The organism is Streptomyces sp. NPDC020884 (assembly GCF_044333935.1).
In the GTDB taxonomy this organism is placed as follows: domain Bacteria; phylum Actinomycetota; class Actinomycetes; order Streptomycetales; family Streptomycetaceae; genus Streptomyces.
In genome coordinates this window covers 827,066-844,137 of sequence record NZ_JBIRRY010000002.1, presented here as the reverse complement: position 1 = coordinate 844,137, position 17,072 = coordinate 827,066, and the positions used below count along the sequence as shown (strand labels likewise).

At 71.4% G+C, this 17,072-nt stretch carries 17 protein-coding genes; 7 read left to right on the top strand and 10 right to left on the bottom strand.

Annotation, left to right across the window (positions count from 1 at the left end):
• The first annotated feature begins 125 nt into the window (after nt 1–125).
• Complete coding sequence (locus ACH4UK_RS10475; protein WP_398355613.1) at nt 126–671, top strand: DUF4245 domain-containing protein; 546 nt, start codon at nt 126–128, stop codon at nt 669–671.
• A 96-nt stretch (nt 672–767) separates the two neighbouring features.
• Here ACH4UK_RS10475 and ACH4UK_RS10470 read toward each other — a convergent pair whose 3' ends face one another.
• From ACH4UK_RS10470 to ACH4UK_RS10455, 4 genes are all read right to left on the bottom strand, one after another.
• Nucleotides 768–1,358, bottom strand: coding sequence for a malonic semialdehyde reductase (locus ACH4UK_RS10470; protein WP_398355612.1), 591 nt, complete (start codon nt 1,356–1,358; stop codon nt 768–770).
• Nucleotides 1,359–1,763: 405 nt separating this feature from the next.
• Nucleotides 1,764–2,003 carry an exodeoxyribonuclease VII small subunit gene (locus ACH4UK_RS10465; RefSeq protein WP_398355611.1) on the bottom strand — a complete coding sequence of 80 codons (240 nt, stop codon included), beginning with the start codon at nt 2,001–2,003 and terminating at the stop codon, nt 1,764–1,766.
• Between the two features lie 93 nt (nt 2,004–2,096).
• Complete coding sequence (xseA, locus tag ACH4UK_RS10460; RefSeq protein WP_398355610.1) at nt 2,097–3,308, bottom strand: exodeoxyribonuclease VII large subunit; 1,212 nt, start codon at nt 3,306–3,308, stop codon at nt 2,097–2,099.
• A 168-nt stretch (nt 3,309–3,476) separates the two neighbouring features.
• Nucleotides 3,477–4,925, bottom strand: a complete 1,449-nt coding sequence (locus ACH4UK_RS10455; protein ID WP_398355609.1) for an APC family permease — start codon at nt 4,923–4,925, stop codon at nt 3,477–3,479.
• A gap of 69 nt (nt 4,926–4,994) precedes the next feature.
• Here ACH4UK_RS10455 and ACH4UK_RS10450 point away from each other — a divergent pair, with 69 nt between their 5' ends.
• Both ACH4UK_RS10450 and ppgK read left to right on the top strand, forming a co-directional pair.
• On the top strand, nt 4,995–5,984 hold the full coding sequence (locus ACH4UK_RS10450; protein WP_398355608.1) for a 4-hydroxy-3-methylbut-2-enyl diphosphate reductase: 990 nt from the start codon (nt 4,995–4,997) through the stop codon (nt 5,982–5,984).
• Between the two features lie 38 nt (nt 5,985–6,022).
• The gene (gene ppgK / locus ACH4UK_RS10445; protein WP_398355607.1) at nt 6,023–6,775 is read left to right on the top strand and encodes a polyphosphate--glucose phosphotransferase; all 753 of its coding nucleotides are present in this window, start codon (nt 6,023–6,025) and stop codon (nt 6,773–6,775) included.
• Between the two features lie 15 nt (nt 6,776–6,790).
• Here the strand turns inward: ppgK and ACH4UK_RS10440 are convergent, their stop codons facing one another.
• A complete protein-coding gene (locus ACH4UK_RS10440; protein WP_398355724.1) occupies nt 6,791–7,351 on the bottom strand; it encodes a DUF6542 domain-containing protein in 561 nt (186 codons plus the stop codon).
• A gap of 424 nt (nt 7,352–7,775) precedes the next feature.
• Between ACH4UK_RS10440 and ychF the strand changes: the two genes are divergently transcribed.
• Nucleotides 7,776–8,864, top strand: coding sequence for a redox-regulated ATPase YchF (gene ychF, locus ACH4UK_RS10435; RefSeq protein ID WP_398355606.1), 1,089 nt, complete (start codon nt 7,776–7,778; stop codon nt 8,862–8,864).
• A 122-nt stretch (nt 8,865–8,986) separates the two neighbouring features.
• Here ychF and ACH4UK_RS10430 read toward each other — a convergent pair whose 3' ends face one another.
• The 4 genes from ACH4UK_RS10430 to ACH4UK_RS10415 form a co-directional block, all read right to left on the bottom strand.
• On the bottom strand, nt 8,987–9,250 hold the full coding sequence (locus ACH4UK_RS10430; RefSeq protein WP_398355605.1) for a type II toxin-antitoxin system RelE/ParE family toxin: 264 nt from the start codon (nt 9,248–9,250) through the stop codon (nt 8,987–8,989).
• Complete coding sequence (locus ACH4UK_RS10425) at nt 9,243–9,509, bottom strand: type II toxin-antitoxin system Phd/YefM family antitoxin (RefSeq protein ID WP_266923385.1); 267 nt, start codon at nt 9,507–9,509, stop codon at nt 9,243–9,245. The genes ACH4UK_RS10430 and ACH4UK_RS10425 overlap by 8 nt, the downstream gene beginning before the upstream one ends.
• 213 nt (nt 9,510–9,722) lie before the next feature.
• On the bottom strand, nt 9,723–11,051 hold the full coding sequence (locus ACH4UK_RS10420) for an MFS transporter (protein WP_398355723.1): 1,329 nt from the start codon (nt 11,049–11,051) through the stop codon (nt 9,723–9,725).
• Between the two features lie 17 nt (nt 11,052–11,068).
• Entirely contained in the window at nt 11,069–11,626 is a 558-nt protein-coding gene (locus tag ACH4UK_RS10415) for an ArsR/SmtB family transcription factor (RefSeq protein ID WP_398355604.1), read from the bottom strand.
• 205 nt (nt 11,627–11,831) lie between these two features.
• Between ACH4UK_RS10415 and ACH4UK_RS10410 the strand changes: the two genes are divergently transcribed.
• The 3 genes from ACH4UK_RS10410 (at nt 11,832) to ACH4UK_RS10400 (ending at nt 14,248) form a co-directional block, all read left to right on the top strand.
• Nucleotides 11,832–12,269: an NfeD family protein gene (locus tag ACH4UK_RS10410; protein WP_398355603.1), complete on the top strand. Its 438-nt coding sequence runs from the start codon at nt 11,832–11,834 to the stop codon at nt 12,267–12,269.
• Nucleotides 12,270–12,346: 77 nt separating this feature from the next.
• Entirely contained in the window at nt 12,347–13,456 is a 1,110-nt protein-coding gene (locus tag ACH4UK_RS10405) for an SPFH domain-containing protein (RefSeq protein WP_398355602.1), read from the top strand.
• A 210-nt stretch (nt 13,457–13,666) separates the two neighbouring features.
• On the top strand, nt 13,667–14,248 hold the full coding sequence (locus tag ACH4UK_RS10400) for a hypothetical protein (RefSeq protein WP_398355601.1): 582 nt from the start codon (nt 13,667–13,669) through the stop codon (nt 14,246–14,248).
• A 93-nt stretch (nt 14,249–14,341) separates the two neighbouring features.
• Here the strand turns inward: ACH4UK_RS10400 and ACH4UK_RS10395 are convergent, their stop codons facing one another.
• Nucleotides 14,342–17,020, bottom strand: a complete 2,679-nt coding sequence (locus ACH4UK_RS10395; protein ID WP_398355600.1) for a discoidin domain-containing protein — start codon at nt 17,018–17,020, stop codon at nt 14,342–14,344.
• Nucleotides 17,021–17,072: the final 52 nt, after the last annotated feature.

Genomic DNA, 17,072 nt, shown 5'->3' with positions numbered 1-17,072 from the left:
TATGAGGGTGCTGCGACTCTATCGGTAGGTCGATAAAATGAGCAGAGTGGGTCACGCATGAGCGCCTCGTGCGGCGCGGGCGTGACGGGCACCCTGCGGCCGGGCGTGTGGGGCCGCGTGCCACCATGGATCCCGTGGCAAGCAAGCGAGGCAAGCAGACAGTCCGGGACATGTTCCTGTCGACCTTGGTGATCGCCGCCTGCGCGGGCGTCATCTACCTCTTCATCCCGAAGAACGAGCACGCCGACCCGATCAAGGCCGTCGACTTCACCGTGGAGCTGGCGACGGTGCGCACCGCCGCCCCCTACCCGGTGGCCGCGCCGGAGGGTCTGCCGGAGAAGTGGAAGGCGACGTCCGTCACGTACGACGGCGCCGCGGGCGACGCCTGGCACCTGGGCTTCCTCGACCCGGACCGCAAGTACGTCGCGGTCGAGCAGTCCACCGCCGCCGCGCGCACGTACGTCCCCGAGGTCAGCCAGAAGGCGAAGGACACCGGGCGCACCGAGACGGTGGCGGGCCGGAAGTGGCAGTACTGGGAGGGCGCGAAGTACAACGCCCTCGTCCTGCCCGGGAAGGGCCACACCACGGTGGTGACCGGGTCGGCGCCCAAGGAGAGCCTGGTGGCGATGGCCGCCGCGCTGAAGACGACGCCGCCGGCGCCCGCTTCCTGACGCGCGCCCCGCGGTGCACCCGCATACGGGAAGGGCCCCGGAACACCAGGTGTTCCGGGGCCCTTCCCGTGCGGAGCGGGAGCCGTGCGGCTCGGCTCAGACGGTCGTGACGACCTCGTCGAAGGAGAGGCGCGGGTTGCGCGGGAACCAGGCGTCCTCGCCCGGCTTGCCGATGTTGACGACCATCAGCGGGGTGTGGTCGCCGTCCAGGAACTCCTTCTGGATGCCCGCGGCGTCGTAGCCGGTCATCGGGCCGGCGGCCAGGCCGGCGGCGCGGACGCCGATGATGAAGTAGGCGGCCTGCAGTGCGGCGTTGAGGCCGGCGGCCGACTCACGGGCCGGGCGCTCCGAGAAGAAGACGTCCTTGGCCTGCGGGAAGTGCGGGAGCAGCGCCGGGAGCTCCTCGTGGAACTCGTTGTCGGCGACCAGGATCGCGACGAGCGGGGCCGTGGCGGTCTTGGGGCGGTTCCCCTCGGCCATGTGCTGCACCAGGCGCTCGCGACCCTCGGCGGAGCGGACCAGGACGACCCGCAGCGGCGACTGGTTGAACGCGGTCGGACCGAACTTGACCAGGTCGTAGATCGCCTGGACCTGCTCGTCGGTCACCGGCTCGTCGGTGAAGGTGTTGGCGGTGCGGGCCTCGCGGAAGAGGAGGTCCTGGGCGGCGGGGTCGAGAACAAGGGGCATCTGGTGCAAACCTTCCGGACGGACACGGTGGGGCGATATCCCGAAGGTAAGCGAAAGATACGTTAACTTTCAACTAAAACGGGGAGTGAGTGATCCATTCCACAGTGCGGCCGCCTTGCGGTGGCTTCCCGGGCCTCTGCACGACGGCCGGCACGCCTGGCGGGACCCCGACCCGCCGGTCCTCCCCGCCTGCCGGGCCTCTCTTGGGTCCCGGGCCGACCGCTAGCCGCCGGGCCGACAGCTACCCGCCGGTCCTCTCCCTGCTTTGCGGGCTTCTCCTGGGTCTCGGGCCGACCCGCTACCCGCCAGCCTGGCCCGACCGCCCCACGCGCCGGCCCTTTCCCTGCCTGCCGGCCCTCTCCCACGCCCCGGGCCGACCGCTTGACGCGGGCTCGCGGAGGGGCTTCAGTCCTGGTCGTTCCCGGGCTGGGCCAGCGCCGCGTCCAGCCGGGCGCGGGCGCCCTCCAGCCAGCGCCGGCACACCTTCGCCAGCTCCTCGCCCCGCTCCCACAGGGCCAGTGACTCCTCCAGCGTCGTGCCGCCCGCCTCCAGCCGGCGCACGACCTCGATTAGCTCGTCGCGCGCCTGCTCGTACCCGAGCGTGCCCGTCGCGGCAGCCGCCGCCGTACCCTCGTCGTCCGTCATGCGATCCACCCTAATTCTGAGCTGCTACGACATGGGGGGCGTCGCCCACCCACCGCTTCGGGCCGGCCGGCCCGCCCGCCAGGCTCCCCGGTCTCACCCGTCCACCCGCACCGCGAACTCGCCCTCCGCCACCCGCGCCCGCAGCGGCTCCCCGGGCGCCCCGGCCTCGTCGGGGGAGCGCACCACATGCCCGTCGGGCCGCTGGAGCACCGCGTACCCCCGCTCCAGCGTCGCGGCCGGTGACAGCGAGACGACCCGGGCGAGGGTGTGCGAGAGCTCCGAATCGGCCCGGTCCAGCAGATGGCCCAGCACCCGGCGGCTGCGCCCGAGCAGCGCGTCCACCTCGGCCTCGCGCTCGTCCACCAGCCGCTGGGGCCGCTCCATCGCCGGCCGGCCCAGCGCGTGCGCGAGCCCCCGCTCCTCGCGGTCCAGCAGCCCCCGTACGGTCCGCAGCGCCCGGTCCCGCAACTGCTGGACCCGCTCCAGCTCCTCGCCCACGTCCGGGACGACCTTCTTGGCCGCGTCCGTGGGCGTGGAGGCCCGCAGATCGGCGACCAGGTCCAGCAGCGGCGAGTCGGGCTCGTGGCCGATCGCGGAGACCACCGGCGTACGGCAGGCGGCCACGGTCCGGATCAGCTGCTCGTCGGAGAACGGCAGCAGATCCTCGACGCTGCCGCCGCCCCGGGCCACCACGATCACGTCGACCTCCGCCAGCGCGTCCAGCTCCTCGACCGCCTGCACCACCTGGGCGACCGCGTTCACCCCCTGCACGGCGGTGTTGCGGACCTCGAAGCGCACGGCGGGCCAGCGCCGGCGGGCGTTCTCCAGGACATCGCGCTCGGCGGCGGAGGCGCGCCCGCAGACGAGGCCGATCAGCTGAGGGAGGAAGGGCAGGGACCGCTTGCGGTCCAGGGCGAAGAGCCCCTCGGCGGCCAGGGATTTCTTCAGCTGCTCCAGCCGTACGAGCAGTTCGCCGATCCCGACCGGTCGTATGTCCGTCGCCCGCAGCGACAGCTGCCCCCGGGGCGCGTACCACTCGGGCTTGGCCAGCACGACGACTCGCGCGCCCTCCGTCACCACATCGGCGATGCGGTCGAAGACCTGCCGGAAACAGGTGACGCTCACCGAGATGTCGTGGGACGGATCGCGCAGGGTCAGGAAGACGACCCCGGCCCCCGGCCGCCGCGACAGCTGGGTGATCTGCCCCTCCACCCAGATGGCGCCGAGCCGGTCGATCCACCCCCCGATGAGCTGGGACACCTCACCGACGGGCAGCGGCGCTTCCGCGGACGTGTTGAGAGCCATACGGCCGAGCGTATCGGCAGCCACCGACAGGACACCCGCTCCGCGCGGAGGGACCGGCCCTGGCCCCCGCGGGCGATGGCGGGAAGCCCGAGGGCGACGGGAAGCCCGAGGCCGCTGGGGAACCGGAGGGTGACGGGGAACCGGAGGACGACAGGGAACCGGAGGGACTCACCCCTCCACGCCGCCCCGGCCCTCCCGACCGCCACCCCGGTCCTCCGGACCTCTGCCCCGGCCCTCCAGACCGCCCTGGCGGCCCGTCCCCTGCACCGCCAGCACCACGAGCCCCACCCCGAGCCAGCAGAGGCCCACCACCTGCGAGGTCGTCGTCGCCTCCACGATGACCGCGACCAGCACCCCCGCACCGACCACCGGGACGAGCACATGCCGCCACCACACCGGCGGCCCCGCCATCCGGCGTACGGCGAACCAGCCGACCACCGACGCGTGGAGCAGGATGAACGCCGTCAGCGCGCCGATGTCCACCACGGAGACCAGATGGTCCAGGCCGTCGTCGCGCCGGGCCGCCCACACGGCGGCAACCAGGGTCACGATCGCCGCGCCCAGGATCGCCACCCGCGGCACCCCCGACTTCGTGTCGACCCGCGCGAGGAAGGAAGGCAGACGCCGCTCCCGGGCCATCGCGAAGACGAGCCGCCCGGCGGCCGCCTGCCCCGCCAGCGCGGCGAACGCGGCGCCGATGGCCTTGCTGACCGCCACCAGATCGTGCAGCCAGGTGCCGACCGAGGCGTCCACCGCGTCGTAGAACGCCGACCCCTGGGCCGCCGGGTCCGCCGCCAGCTCCGCCGAGCTCATCGGCTCCAGCAGCGCCGCCAGATAGGACTGGGCGATGAAGAGGACACCGGCCAGCACCAGGCAGAACAGCACCGCCCGCGCCACCTTCTGCGAGCCGCCCGTCACCTCCTCGGCGAACGAGGCGATGGCGTCGAAGCCCAGATACGACAGCACGGCGATCGACACGGCCCCCAGCACCGCCGCCATGGAGAACCCGGTGTCCCCGGTCAGCGGCGTCAGCCAGCCGCGCTGCGCCCCGTCCCGTACGAGGACGACCACGGCCGAGACCACGAAGACCAGCAGCACCACGATCTCCATGACCAGCACCGCGAAGCCGACCCTGGCGGCCGCCCGTACCCCCCACAGGTTGAGCAGGGTGGTCACGAGCACCGCGATCGCGGTCCACACCCACCGCGAGACCTCCGGGACGAGCGCGTTCATCGCGATCCCGGAGAAGAGGTAGGCGACGGCCGGGATCAGCAGGTAGTCGAGCATCGCCATCCACCCGGCGATGAACCCCGGCCCCTCCCCGAGCCCCTTGCGGGCGTAGGTGAAGACCGAGCCGGCGAAGGGGGCGACCCGCACCATCTGGGCGTAACTGAAGGCGGTGAAGGCCATCACGACCGTGGCGACCACATAGACGAGCGCGACCGCGCCGTCGGACTTCGCGTCCAGGGTGCCGAACACCCCGACGGGCGCCATCGGGGCGATGAAGAGCAGCCCGTAGACGACCAGGTCCCGGAATCCCAGCGTCCGCCGTAGCTTGCCCTCTTCCGTACTGCTCCCCGAAACCGAGGTCATCGCCCCTCCATCGCCGTCCGTCATTTCTCACACGCGCACCGTGACCAGTCTCCCGACCCGGTCGTCCTCGCGCCTGTTCGGCACGGCCTTACGATGGGACGCATGACTGCAACGCCTGCCCGCCGTGTCCTGCTCGCCGCGCCCCGTGGCTACTGCGCGGGCGTGGACCGCGCCGTGATCGCCGTCGAGAAGGCCCTGGAGCAGTACGGGGCCCCGATCTACGTCCGCCACGAGATCGTGCACAACAAGTACGTCGTGCAGACCCTGGAGAAGAAGGGCGCGATCTTCGTGGACGTCACCGCGGAGGTGCCCGAGGGCTCCATCGTGATGTTCTCCGCGCACGGAGTCGCGCCCACCGTCCACGCGGAGGCGGCCGAGCGGAAGCTCGCCACCATCGACGCGACCTGTCCGCTGGTCACCAAGGTCCACAAGGAAGCCGTCCGGTTCGCCAAGGAGGACTACGACATCCTCCTGATCGGCCATGAGGGTCACGAGGAGGTCATCGGCACCTCCGGCGAGGCCCCCGACCACATCACCCTGGTCGACGGCCCCGAAGACGTCGCGAACGTCGAGGTCCGCGACGAGTCGAAGGTCGTCTGGCTCTCCCAGACCACCCTGTCCGTCGACGAGACCATGGAAACGGTCGACGCCCTCAAGTCGAAGTTCCCGAACCTCCTCTCGCCGCCCAGCGACGACATCTGTTACGCCACGCAGAACCGCCAGATCGCGGTGAAGAAGCTCGCGGAGGACGCCGAACTGGTCATCGTGGTCGGTTCCAAGAACTCCTCGAACTCCATCCGCATGGTCGAGGTCGCCCTGGACGCCGGAGCCGCCGCGGCCCACCTGGTCGACTTCGCGAGCGAGATCGACGAGGCATGGCTGGAGGGAGTGACCACGGTCGGTCTGACCTCCGGGGCCTCTGTTCCCGACGTCCTGGTCGACGGAGTCCTGGAATGGCTCGGGGAGCGCGGTTACGCGGACGTGGAGACGGTGAAGACGGCCGACGAGTCGATCACCTTCTCCCTCCCCAAGGAGCTCCGCCGCGACCTGCGCGCCGAGGCCGCCGCCCTTTCCGCCGAGTAGCCGCGCAAGGGGCCCTGCCTGCCCGTACCGTGGGTTCCATGGAGATCTTCGGCGTGGACATCGGCGGTTCCGGGATCAAGGGTGCTCCCGTGGACCTGGACCGCGGAGACCTGGCGCAGGAGCGCCACAAAGTGCTGACACCGCACCCGGCCACGCCCAAGGGCGTGGCCGACTGCGTGGCCGAGGTCGTCGGTCATTTCGACTGGTCGGGCCCCATCGGCATCACGTACCCCGGGGTCGTCACGGACGGGATCACCCGCACCGCGGCCAATGTCGACAAGGGGTGGATCGACACGGACGCCCGCACCCTGCTGGGCGAACGGATCGGTCAGCCCGTCACCATCCTGAACGACGCGGACGCCGCCGGGGTCGCCGAGATGACCTTCGGTGCGGGCAAGGGCCGTACGGGCACGGTCATCATGCTGACCTTCGGCACGGGTATCGGCAGCGCGGTCTTCACGGACGGCCTGCTCGTCCCCAACACCGAGCTGGGCCACCTGGAGCTGCACGGCCACGACGCGGAGAAGCACGCCTCCACGAAGGCCAAGGAGGACGAGGACCTCAGCTGGCAGCACTGGGCGCACCGGGTCCAGAAGTACCTGCTGCACGTGGAGATGCTGTTCTCGCCGGAGCTGTTCATCATCGGCGGCGGGGTGAGCCGCAAGGCGGAGAAGTTCCTGCCGCTGATCGAGAAGGTCCGGGCCGAAATGGTCCCGGCGCAGCTTCAGAACAACGCGGGAATCGTGGGAGCGGCGATGGCGGCGGCGGGCACGGGGCCCGGCAGGGGCTGAAGGGTCCAGGCGCCCTCAGGGCCGCTGCGGACGGCGGGCCGCCGCGCCCGCCCCGGCGGGCCTGCCCGCCCCCGCCCGTACGGGCTTCGCGGTGACGGCGGGCCGGGGAGCCCGCTCCGGGGCGGCGCCACGCCCCTGGGCCAGCACGTACCGTCGCCGGGCCCGCATCTGGCGCACCTTGCGTACGGAGGCGATGAGGCCCGCCACCAGCGTTCCGCCGTACAGCCAGCCGGCGTGCACGGCGAGGGCGGTGACCAGCCCCATGATCTGCCCGCCGACCCCTTCGGACCCCCCGGAGATCGGGAACACCCCGACGGCGAAGGCGATGGGCACACTGATCGGCGCGGTGACCAGGTCCGCGGGACGCACCCAGAGCGCGGTCAGAGCGCTGACGGGCAGGAAGAGCAGCCCGTAGACGATCTCCGAGCTGCCGAACAGCAGCCGGTCGACACAGGCCAGTACGAACATGGTGAGGGCGGCGAACAGCCCTGCCCCGATCCCGGTGAGCCGGGGGTTGGGGAACCGCCGCAGCGCGAGGACCACGGGCGGCACGCTGCGCACGCGCACCCGGTACACGGCGGAACTCTCACCGGGGGGACTGCCCGGCGCGGGCGGGGCGGGCGCGGCCTGCGGGGGCTGCCTGCGCTGCGGGGGACGTGTCCTGTGCTGCTCCACCTGCACAACGTAGGTCGCGAGGGGCGGGGAATCAGGCGTTGGACACGCGCTTTGGCCGACCTTGGGGTTGCGTTCGATGTCACACGGCCGAAAGCCGCACTGTTCGGACCGGCGGGGCAGGCCCGTGGACCGCATGGTCCGGACCGGCGGGACATGCGGGTAAACCGCACTGTTCGGACCGGCGGGGCAGGCCGGTAAACCGCACTGTCCGGGCCCGCGGGGCAGGCCCGTAAACTGGAGAATCGGTCCACTCCGGGACCGGCCCGAACAGCCGATCCGGACCCGGACGCCCCTGACCCCCTCCTCACTCCAGGAAGTCGCCAAAGTGTCGCTCACGATCGGAATCGTCGGTCTGCCGAATGTCGGCAAGTCGACCCTGTTCAACGCCCTGACCAAGAACGACGTGCTGGCGGCCAACTACCCGTTCGCCACGATCGAGCCGAACGTCGGCGTGGTCGGCGTCCCGGACCCGCGTCTGAACAAGCTCGCGGAGATCTTCAGCTCCCAGCGGCTCCTTCCGGCGACGGTGGACTTCGTCGACATCGCCGGCATCGTCCGGGGCGCCTCGGAGGGCGAGGGCCTGGGCAACAAGTTCCTCGCGAACATCCGCGAGTCCGACGCGATCTGCCAGGTCATCCGGGCCTTCAAGGACGAGAACGTCGTCCACGTCGACGGCAAGGTCTCGCCGAAGGACGACATCGAGACGATCAACACGGAGCTGATCCTCGCCGACCTCCAGTCCGTCGAGAAGGCCGTCCCGCGCCTGACGAAGGAGTCCCGCCTCCAGAAGGAGAAGGTCGCGGTCCTCGCCGCGGTCGAGGAGGCCCAGAAGATCCTGGAGTCGGGCCAGACGCTGTTCGCTGCGGGCATCACGGCGAGCACGGAGAAGGGCCGGCTGCTCCACGAGCTGCACCTGCTCACCGTCAAGCCCTTCCTGTACGTCTTCAACGTCGACGAGGACGAGCTGGTCGACGAGGACTTCAAGAACGAGCAGCGCGCCCTGGTCGCCCCCGCCGAGGCGATCTTCCTGAACGCCAAGATCGAGTCCGAGCTGATCGAGCTGGACGACGACGAGGCCCTCGAACTGCTCCAGTCCATGGGCCAGGAAGAGCCCGGCCTCGCCACCCTCGGCCGCGTCGGCTTCGAGACCCTGGGCCTCCAGACCTACCTCACGGCCGGCCCGAAGGAGGCCCGCGCGTGGACCATCAAGAAGGGCGCGACGGCCCCGGAGGCGGCCGGTGTGATCCACACCGACTTCCAGAAGGGCTTCATCAAGGCGGAGATCATCTCCTTCGGCGACCTGGTGGAGACCGGCTCGGTCGCCGAGGCCCGCGCCAAGGGCAAGGCCCGCATGGAGGGCAAGGACTACGTCATGCAGGACGGGGACGTGGTGGAGTTCCGCTTCAACGTGTAGTCCTGTCATTGCCGTGCGTGAGGCAATTCGTCAAGCGTGCAGACTGGAAGGGGTCCACCTCCTCGGAGGCGGACCCCTTCATTTCCCGTGCTGGATGGGTTCTGATTCTCCGGCAGGGCGATTCAGGTGTCGTAGATCGTGGAGCGGTGTCCAACACGGATGACCCATACGATCAGTTCGCCGTTGTCGACGCTGTAGATGACGCGGTAGTCGCCGACTCTGAGGCGGCGGCGCTCGGGCTGGGAAACGAGCGGGGTGGTGTTGAAGCCGAACGGGTCGATTTCCAGTTCCGTCAGCTTGGTCAGGATGCGGAGCGCGGTGTCGCGCGGAACTTTGCGGAGTTCGGCTCGGGCTTCCGGGTGGAAGACGGTGCGGTACTCACTCACTTCGCGCCAGCGTCTCCTTCATGACGTCCTCGATCGGGATGCCAGCCGACCGGGTCGCCATGCGCTCGTCGATGAGGCGGTTGATCTCGCGCTCTTCCCATTCCTGGTACTTGCGGAGCACCTCTATCGACACGACGGCGGCGACTTCTTTGCCTCGTCGCGTGATGACTGTGGGCGTGTCGTCGCGATCGGCGCGCTCGACGACCTCGGCCAAGTGCGCGCGGACGTCGCGGATGGACTCTATGGGCATCTGCGTCATACGCTCAAAGGTACCGGATGTCTCATGTGTACACAATGGCTACCGGCTTCGGGCGGACCCCGGCCTGTGCTGGATGGCTTTCACCGTGCTGGATGCGAGCTGGATGGGACTTCCGAACCAGCGTTCCGGCAGGTGAGAGCGCCGTATCGAATGTTCCGCTTGAACGTGTAGCGGGTGGTCTGACGCCCGTTCGCTGATCGGTAAACGTGCAGGTCAAATAGGGTTCGACTCTTCATGGTCGGACCCTTTGGCCTGGCTCCCGTGCCTCGCCGGCGTCGCGGATGCACCCTCCTGCACGGGGTCGTCGGATTCCGGGTGGCCCGGACGGTCTGTCGAGGACACGCCCCGCAGTGCCGCCTCGACCCGGCGGTTGCTGGTCATGGTCGCGGTGATCGCGGTCATGGTGAGGAGGAGGCCGGCTGCCGCGTAGAGCGGGGTGCGCACGTCGTACGCGGTGGCCAGCCAGCCGCCGAGGAGGGCGCCGAACGGGGCGGCGCACATGGCGAGCATGCGGGAGGTGGAGGCGACCCGGCCCATCAGGTGGGCCGGGACGATCGCCTGTCGCAGCGAGGGGGCGAGCACCATCGTGGCGCCCATGCCCGCCCCGCAGACGGCGAGCGCGAGGCCCGCGACGTACGGGTTCGGGGCGGCGGCGAGGCCCAGGATGGCTAGCCCCTCGACCGCGGCCGTGCAGGTCAGGGCGGTGCCGGTGCCGAGTCGTCGGCCGAGGGAGGAGGCGATGCCCGCGCCGAGCAGGCCGCCGGTGGCCTCCGCCGTGAGGAGCAGGCCGAAGCCGAAGGTGTCGATGCCCAGATGATCGTGCGCGAAAAGGGCGAGGACGGTCTCCACGGCGAGGAAGGCGATGTTCCCTACTGCCGGGCGCAGCGCGAGTCCGAGCAGCAGCTGATCCCCGAATACGTACGAGGCACCGGCCCGTGCCTGTCGCAGCAGTGACGTGCGGGCCTGGGGTGCGGGCCGGGGTGTGGCGGGCAGCGACCGTACGAGGAATGCGGAGAGCGCGAACGACACCGCGTCGGCGAGCAGGGGGACCGCCCGCCCGAGCGCGAGCAGAGCGCTGCCCAAGGGGGGCCCGGCGAAGCCGGACGCGGCGGTCTGGGCGCCGCGCAGGCGGGAGTTGGCGCGCTCCAGGAGCACGGGGTCGCGGCCGAGCAGGTCCGGCAGGTAGGCCGTGGCGGCCGTGTCGAAGAAGAGTCCGCCTAGGCCGAGCAGGAAGGCGACGGCCGCGAGCAGGGGGATGCTCAGCACGTCGAGTGCGACGGCCGCGGCCGGTATCGCGAGCAGCGCCGCCCGTGCCGCGTCCGCGGCCCACATCGTGCGCCGGCGGTCCCAGCGGTCCACCAGCGCACCGCCGAGCACCCCGAAGAGCAGCCACGGCAGCGTCCCGGCGGCCGTGACGACGGCGAGCGCCATCGGGTCCCGGGTCAACGCCAACGCGAGCAGCGGCAGCGCGGCATGCGTCACCCCGTCCCCGAGCGAGGACACCGTCTGCGCGGTCCACAGCCGTCCGAACCCGGTCGGCAACTTCCCTCTGGCTGCTGTCACTTGGCGTCCCCCTCGGACTGCTCGGGCTGCTCGGACTGCTCGGGCGATGCCGGGTGGAACAGGGCGAACACGAGTGACGCGTCCGGCAGCGAGGGATCGGACAGCTGCCGGTACTCGTCCGCCAGTGCCTCCAGCCGCGCCCCCAGCTCCGCGAACCGCTCCTCGGTGAGCCGCAGATGCGCCATCCGTACGTGCCGCTCACCGGCCGCCGGTGCGGCCTCCAGGTCGGCCACCGCGTGCCGCATCAGCACATCCGGGCCACCCTCGCCCGGATCCGGCAGCACGATCGCCCGCGCGGCCATCGCGTAGTACCGCTCGGTGACCCCGCGGACCTTCCGCGTCCGTACCACCTTCACCAGGCCGGCCCGCTCCAGCAGCCGGAGGTGATAGCTGGAACTCCCCTTCGCCAGGCCCACCCGCTGGGCGACCTGCGTGATCGTCGCGGGCTCGAAGCGGAGCACGGCCATGATCCGGTGACGGGTGAGGCTGGAAACGGCGCGTAGTTGCTCGTTGGTGGTGACGTGAAAGGTCTCGGGAAGATCTTCAGCAGGCATGCGCCCAATGGTCAACGTTTCTTGACCATTGGGCAAGGAGATTTCGTACGCCCATCCCCGTGGCCCCGGCCTACGGTCCGACTCGCCCTCCGCGGGCCCCGCCGCTGTCCACGCGTCCCGATCGGAGATCTGGCAGGCCAAACGGTTCCGTCCGAGGTCTGAGGGGGTAGGTAGGTGAATAAGTCCCCTTGGGGAGGCTGATTCGATGCCGTGGTTCGCTTGGCTGCTGGCCGCCGCCGCGCTCGGCACCGCCGAGTTCTTCACCCTGACGCTGGTCTTCGGATTGCTGGCCGGCGCGGCCCTGGTCGCCGCCGTGGTCGCCGGTGTGGGCATCGGCATCCTCGGCCAGCTCGTGGCGCTCGGACTGGCATCGGCGGCGGGTCTCGCCCTCGTCCGTCCCGTCGCGCTGCGGCACATGGCCCAGTCGCCCCTCACGTACGAGGGCAGTGATGCGCTGATCGGCAAGCGGGCCGAGGTCATGCAGGAGGTCACCGCGACCCACGGGCTGATCAAGCTCTCCGGCGAGGAGTGGTCCGCCCGCGCTCTCGACGAGAGCCATGTGATCCCGGTGGGAGCGCTGGTGGACGTCATGGAGATCGAGGGCGCCACCGCTGTCGTCTATCCCCGCGAGCTCCTTCCATGAAGAGCCGGACGGCTGGACAGCTGGATGGCTGGACGGCTGAACACGTAGCGAAGCAGCGCCGCAGCTAAGGAGGAAGCATGGATCCGGTGGTCATTCCGATTCTCGTGGCGGCGATCGTCGTGGTCTTTCTCGTGGCCGCCACGGTGCGGATCGTTCCGCAGGCGCGCCGCTACAACATCGAGCGGTTCGGCCGGTACCGCCGGACGCTCCAGCCAGGTCTGAACTTCGTTGTGCCGGTGGCGGACCGCGTCAACACCAAACTCGACGTGCGCGAGCAGGTGTATTCATCCGACCCCAAGCCGGTGATCACCGCGGACAACCTCGTGGTGAACATCGACACCGTGCTCTACTACCAGATCACCGATCCGAGGGCCGCCGCCTACGAGGTCGCCGACTATCTGCAGGCCATCGACCAGCTCACGGTGACCACCCTGCGGAACGTCATCGGCAGCATGGACCTGGAAGGGACCCTCACCTCGCGTGAGGAGATCAACGCCCGGCTCCGTGCCGTCCTCGACGAGGCGACCGGCAAGTGGGGCATCCGGGTCAACCGCGTCGAGATCAAGGCCATCGATCCCCCGAACACCATCAAAGAGGCGATGGAGAAGCAGATGCGGGCCGAGCGCGACAAGCGCGCGGCGATCCTGCACGCCGAAGGTGAGCGGCAGGCCAAGATCCTCACGGCGGAAGGCACGAAGCAGAAGGACATCCTGGAGGCACAGGGCACCCAGCAGGCCATGATCCTGCGGGCGGACGGCGAGTCGAAGGCGGTGGAGCTGGTCTTCCAGGCCGTGCACCGCAACAACGCCGACGCGAAGGTCCTGGCCTACAAGTATCTGGAGACGCTCCCGCATCTGGCGCAGAGCGACAACAACACCTTCTGGGTGATCCCGGGCGAGCTGACCGAGGCGATCCGCACGGTCACCACGGCGTTCGGCGACCAGCCGTCGGGCACCGGGCCGCCGCCGGGTGCGCAGCGCGAGGACGCGACCGCCGCCGACGCTTCGGACAAGGACGACGTCGGCGCGCCGGCGATCGAGGCGAACTCCACGCTTGCGCTGGACGCCGTCGCGGCCGCCGACAAGGCCGCGAAGGAGGCCGCCGCCGCGGTGAGCGACGCGAAGGCCGAGGCCGAGGCGGCAGGCGAGGCCCCGCTGCCGGGCCGGGGACAGGCGGCCGGCGACTGAGCCGAGCCGCTCCCGGCACCACGGATCCGTCGCTGCCGGGAGGGGCGGGCGTTGGGGGCCGAGCCGCTCCCGGCATCAGCGATCCGTCGGTGCCGGGAGGGGTGGGTGCTGGGGGCGGAGCCGCTTCCGGCATCAGCGATCCGGCGGTGCCGAGAAGGGCGGGCGCTGGGAGCAGAACCGCTCCCGGCGCCGCTGATCCATAATCGGCGCATGGACGTCGTCGGGATACTGGAAGCCGCCTCGATGCTGGTGCCGGAAAGCGTCGCCACCGACAACGACGTCACCGTCTTGGATGTCTGGGACTACCTTGCCCACGACGAGTGGGAAGTGGCGCTCGACCTGCTCCAGGACCTGGGCGACGCGTGGACCGCGCCGGTGGGCTTCTGGGAGGACCTGGCACGGGCGGCCGGGGAGCTGGGGTTCGAACGGAGCCGGGAGTGGTGCTGGTGGCGGGAGACGGAGACGCGGTCCGGTGTCATCCGGGCCGATCTCACCCTCCGTCCCGCCGGCGAGGGGCTCCGGCGCACCCCGATTCCCGGTGGCGGGGTGCTGCGACCGATGTGGGACACCGGTGAGCGCGGGGACGGCGGTGCGCCTGGGCTGGACATCGCCCGGGTGTGGGTCGAGTTCGCGCGGGAACTCGAGGTCGGTGCTCGGGCCCCGGTGCGCCTCCTGCCGCTGGACCCGGCACGGTGGACGCACCTCGTCCCGGGCGACCGGATCACGCTGTACGAGACCGCTGTCCCCGGCGGCACGGCGACGATCCTTGAGGTCAGGCCCCCGGTCGGGTAAGGCACATCCTTCCCCCGGGCGCGGCCCCCGCGGGCCGGAAGACGGTCCGGCCCGCGACGGGGTGAGCGGCCCGTCACGTCACCCGGAGGTTCCTCACCTTCCGCTTTCCACGCGCAGTTCCGCGATCCCCGCCGGCTTCTCCGGGTTCTCCGAGCGGACCGTCACACGGACCTTGCGGGCCGTGTCGCCCGCCAGGTAGGGGCGCCAGAAGCGGCCGTCGAGGGAGGTCTCCACGGTGTGCGAGGCGGGGGCGGGGTCGCTCCACGCCGGGGTCGCGGAGGTGATCCGGAGCGGACGGGGGCCGAGGTCCACCGTCAGGGAGCCCTCGGCGCCGTCCGGGGACCACGACGTCGCCGGGCTGCCGTCCACCGCCGCCTCCGCGTACAGCCCCGCGCGCTCCGAGGTCGCCGTCACCGGGCGGCAGCGCGCGGCGTCGGACGTCGGGGTCAGGTCGGGGCGGCGGGTGGGCAGGTCCAGCGTGGAGGTCAGACGGCGGGGGCCCGCGGGGGTGTGGACCGTGAACGGGGCGCCCGAGGTCAGGCGGACCGTGGTCGTCCGGGGGCCGATCCCGACCTCGTACGTCGCGTCCCGGTGGCGCAGGCCCTTCAGCGTGACGCCCTCGTGGAGCTGGGGCGGCAGCATCGGGTCCAGGCGCACGCCGTCCTCGCGCAGGCGCAGGCCGGTCAGGCCGTGCGTGAACACCTGGAGGAAGCCGCCCTTCCCGGTCAGGAAGTCCTCGGCCGGGAAGCCGGACAGGGGGTCTTGCGCGCCCGACTTCTCGCCGCGCGCCTCGGAGAACAGGTCGTACGGGCCCCGGGTGAAGGGCCGTACCGCCCGCTGGAGATACGTGTACGCCGAACAGCCCGGCTCGCCGATCGCCGCCGCGTCGATCGCGTGCACCGAGTCCGTCATCGCCGGGCCGTCCGGGTCGGTGCGCGCCGCGTAGTAGTCCAGGGTGGCCGCCGCCGCGCCCGGCTCCATCGGCCACTCCAGCGGGTACGTCAGCAGGACCGTGTCCGCCTGCTTGATCGTGGAGCCGTTGTAGCCCGCGTACTGGAGGAAGACCTTCTTCTCCGCGTCGTACGGGATGCGCAGCCCGTCCGCCACCTGGTTCCAGGCGGCGGACGGACGCCGGCCGAGAAGCTGAGCCGCGCGGGTCGCGTTGCGGAGTGCGGTGGCGGCCACCGCGTTGGTGAAGACCCCGTCGTCGACGCCGTTGCTGTACTCGTCGGGGCCCGCCACATCGGTGACGGAATAGCTGCCGTCCGCGTTCTTCGTGGCGCGCGACTGCCAGAAGTCGGCGATGCCCCGGAGCAGCGGCCAGCCCCTCGCCGCCAGCCAGTCGCGGTCGCCGGTTGCCAGGTAGTACTGCCAGACGGCGAGCGAGATATCGCCCTGGAGGTGGTTCTGCGTCAGGCAGTGCGGCGGGTCCCAGCTCTGGCACTCGGAGTCGAGCCGCCCCCGGCTCGCGCTCGTCCAGGGGTAGAACAGGCCCCGGTAGCCCAGCTTCTCGGCGTTCGCGCGGGCCGCGCCCCGGGTGCGGTAGCGGTATTCGACGACCGAACGCGCCAGCTCCGGGCGGGTGGCGAGGAGCCCCGGGAACATCCATGTCTCGGCGTCCCAGAACACCATCCCCGCGTAGTTGTCGCTGGTCAGGCCGGCCGGGGCGATGCTGTCGGAGGAACCGCGCCGGGTGCTCGCCAGCAGCCCGTACTGGGCGGAGCGCAGCCGGCTCTGGAGCTCGGGGCTCCCGGGGACCAGCACATCGGCGGACCAGGCCTCGCGCCAGGCCGCCTCGTTCGCCGCGAAGACCCGGTCCCAGCCGCGCCGCGCCGCCCGGTGCGCGGCCTCGCGGGCGTCCTCGGCCGGGGCCCGGGAGGTGAGGGCCGTGTCGACGCCCACGTACTTCTCGAAGGTGTACGTCCGGCCCGCGCGGACCGGGGTCGCGTGCGGGGAGGCACCGGGGCGGAGCGTCTCGACCACGCCCGCGCCGCGCCGCATCGTCTGCGCGAGCGCCCCCTCGACCCCGGTGCCGAGCGTGCGGAACGTGCCGTCCTCGCGGAGCGTGATCCGGCGCGCGCCCCGGTCGTCGAGCCGGCCGGTGACGCTCGCGACGCCGCTCCAGCGCGGGGTCATCCGCAGGCGTACGGCTCCGGTGTGGACGTCGGAGCGGTCGGCCAGCACGTCGTACACGAGGTCGGTGGCCCGGCCGTCCGCCGTCGTCCACCGCAGGGAGGTGCGCACGAGACCGCAGGAGAGGAAGACCGTCTGCCGGTAGTGCGAGATCCGGCCCGCCGGGGTGTCCGGGCCGAGGGTCTCCTTGCCCACGCCCACGTCGATGTTCGTCCAGCTCGGCAGTGCGGCGATCACCTCGCGGCCCTCGGATACGGCCTTGTCCCGGGCGTAGAGCCCGGAGACGAACGCGCCGTCGTAGCGGGGGGTGTAGAGCGGCCAGCCGGTCTTCTCGCCGGTGGCCGCGTAGCCGGTCCCGGTGGCGGGGACCCGGTGGCCGAGGTAGCCGTTACCGGTGTACGGGTCGTAGCCCGCGGCCTCCCCGAAGCGGGTGGACGTCGGCGACCAGGCGGTCCCGGGGGCGCCCTGACCGTCCGTCCGGCCGCAGGCGGGCACGGCCGGGGGCGGGGTCGGGGCGGGCGAGCCGGACGGGTGGGCCGGGCCCGTGGGGGATCCGGCCGCGCCGGCGGGGGGCGGCAGCGGTGCGATCAGGGCGGCCGCGACCAGGGGCGCGAGGACGGAGATACGCGAGAGGCTCACGGTACGAAGGTAGGGACGCGGCCGCGGGGTCGGCCGTCACGCCGCGCACGGC

What these genes read in the sequence shown, in the direction of transcription:
- ACH4UK_RS10410 (WP_398355603.1), top strand. Translation starts at nt 11,832, where the DNA reads ATGCCGTGGTTCGCTTGGCTGCTGGCCGCCGCCGCGCTCGGCACCGCC.
- ACH4UK_RS10405 (WP_398355602.1), top strand. Translation starts at nt 12,347, where the DNA reads ATGGATCCGGTGGTCATTCCGATTCTCGTGGCGGCGATCGTCGTGGTC.
- ACH4UK_RS10400 (WP_398355601.1), top strand. Translation starts at nt 13,667, where the DNA reads ATGGACGTCGTCGGGATACTGGAAGCCGCCTCGATGCTGGTGCCGGAA.
- ACH4UK_RS10425 (WP_266923385.1), bottom strand. Translation starts at nt 9,509, where the DNA reads ATGACGCAGATGCCCATAGAGTCCATCCGCGACGTCCGCGCGCACTTG.
- ACH4UK_RS10475 (WP_398355613.1), top strand. Translation starts at nt 126, where the DNA reads ATGGATCCCGTGGCAAGCAAGCGAGGCAAGCAGACAGTCCGGGACATG.
- ACH4UK_RS10455 (WP_398355609.1), bottom strand. Translation starts at nt 4,925, where the DNA reads ATGACGGACGGCGATGGAGGGGCGATGACCTCGGTTTCGGGGAGCAGT.
- ACH4UK_RS10415 (WP_398355604.1), bottom strand. Translation starts at nt 11,626, where the DNA reads ATGCCTGCTGAAGATCTTCCCGAGACCTTTCACGTCACCACCAACGAG.
- ACH4UK_RS10470 (WP_398355612.1), bottom strand. Translation starts at nt 1,358, where the DNA reads ATGCCCCTTGTTCTCGACCCCGCCGCCCAGGACCTCCTCTTCCGCGAG.
- xseA (WP_398355610.1), bottom strand. Translation starts at nt 3,308, where the DNA reads ATGGCTCTCAACACGTCCGCGGAAGCGCCGCTGCCCGTCGGTGAGGTG.
- ACH4UK_RS10450 (WP_398355608.1), top strand. Translation starts at nt 4,995, where the DNA reads ATGGGACGCATGACTGCAACGCCTGCCCGCCGTGTCCTGCTCGCCGCG.
- ppgK (WP_398355607.1), top strand. Translation starts at nt 6,023, where the DNA reads ATGGAGATCTTCGGCGTGGACATCGGCGGTTCCGGGATCAAGGGTGCT.
- ACH4UK_RS10465 (WP_398355611.1), bottom strand. Translation starts at nt 2,003, where the DNA reads ATGACGGACGACGAGGGTACGGCGGCGGCTGCCGCGACGGGCACGCTC.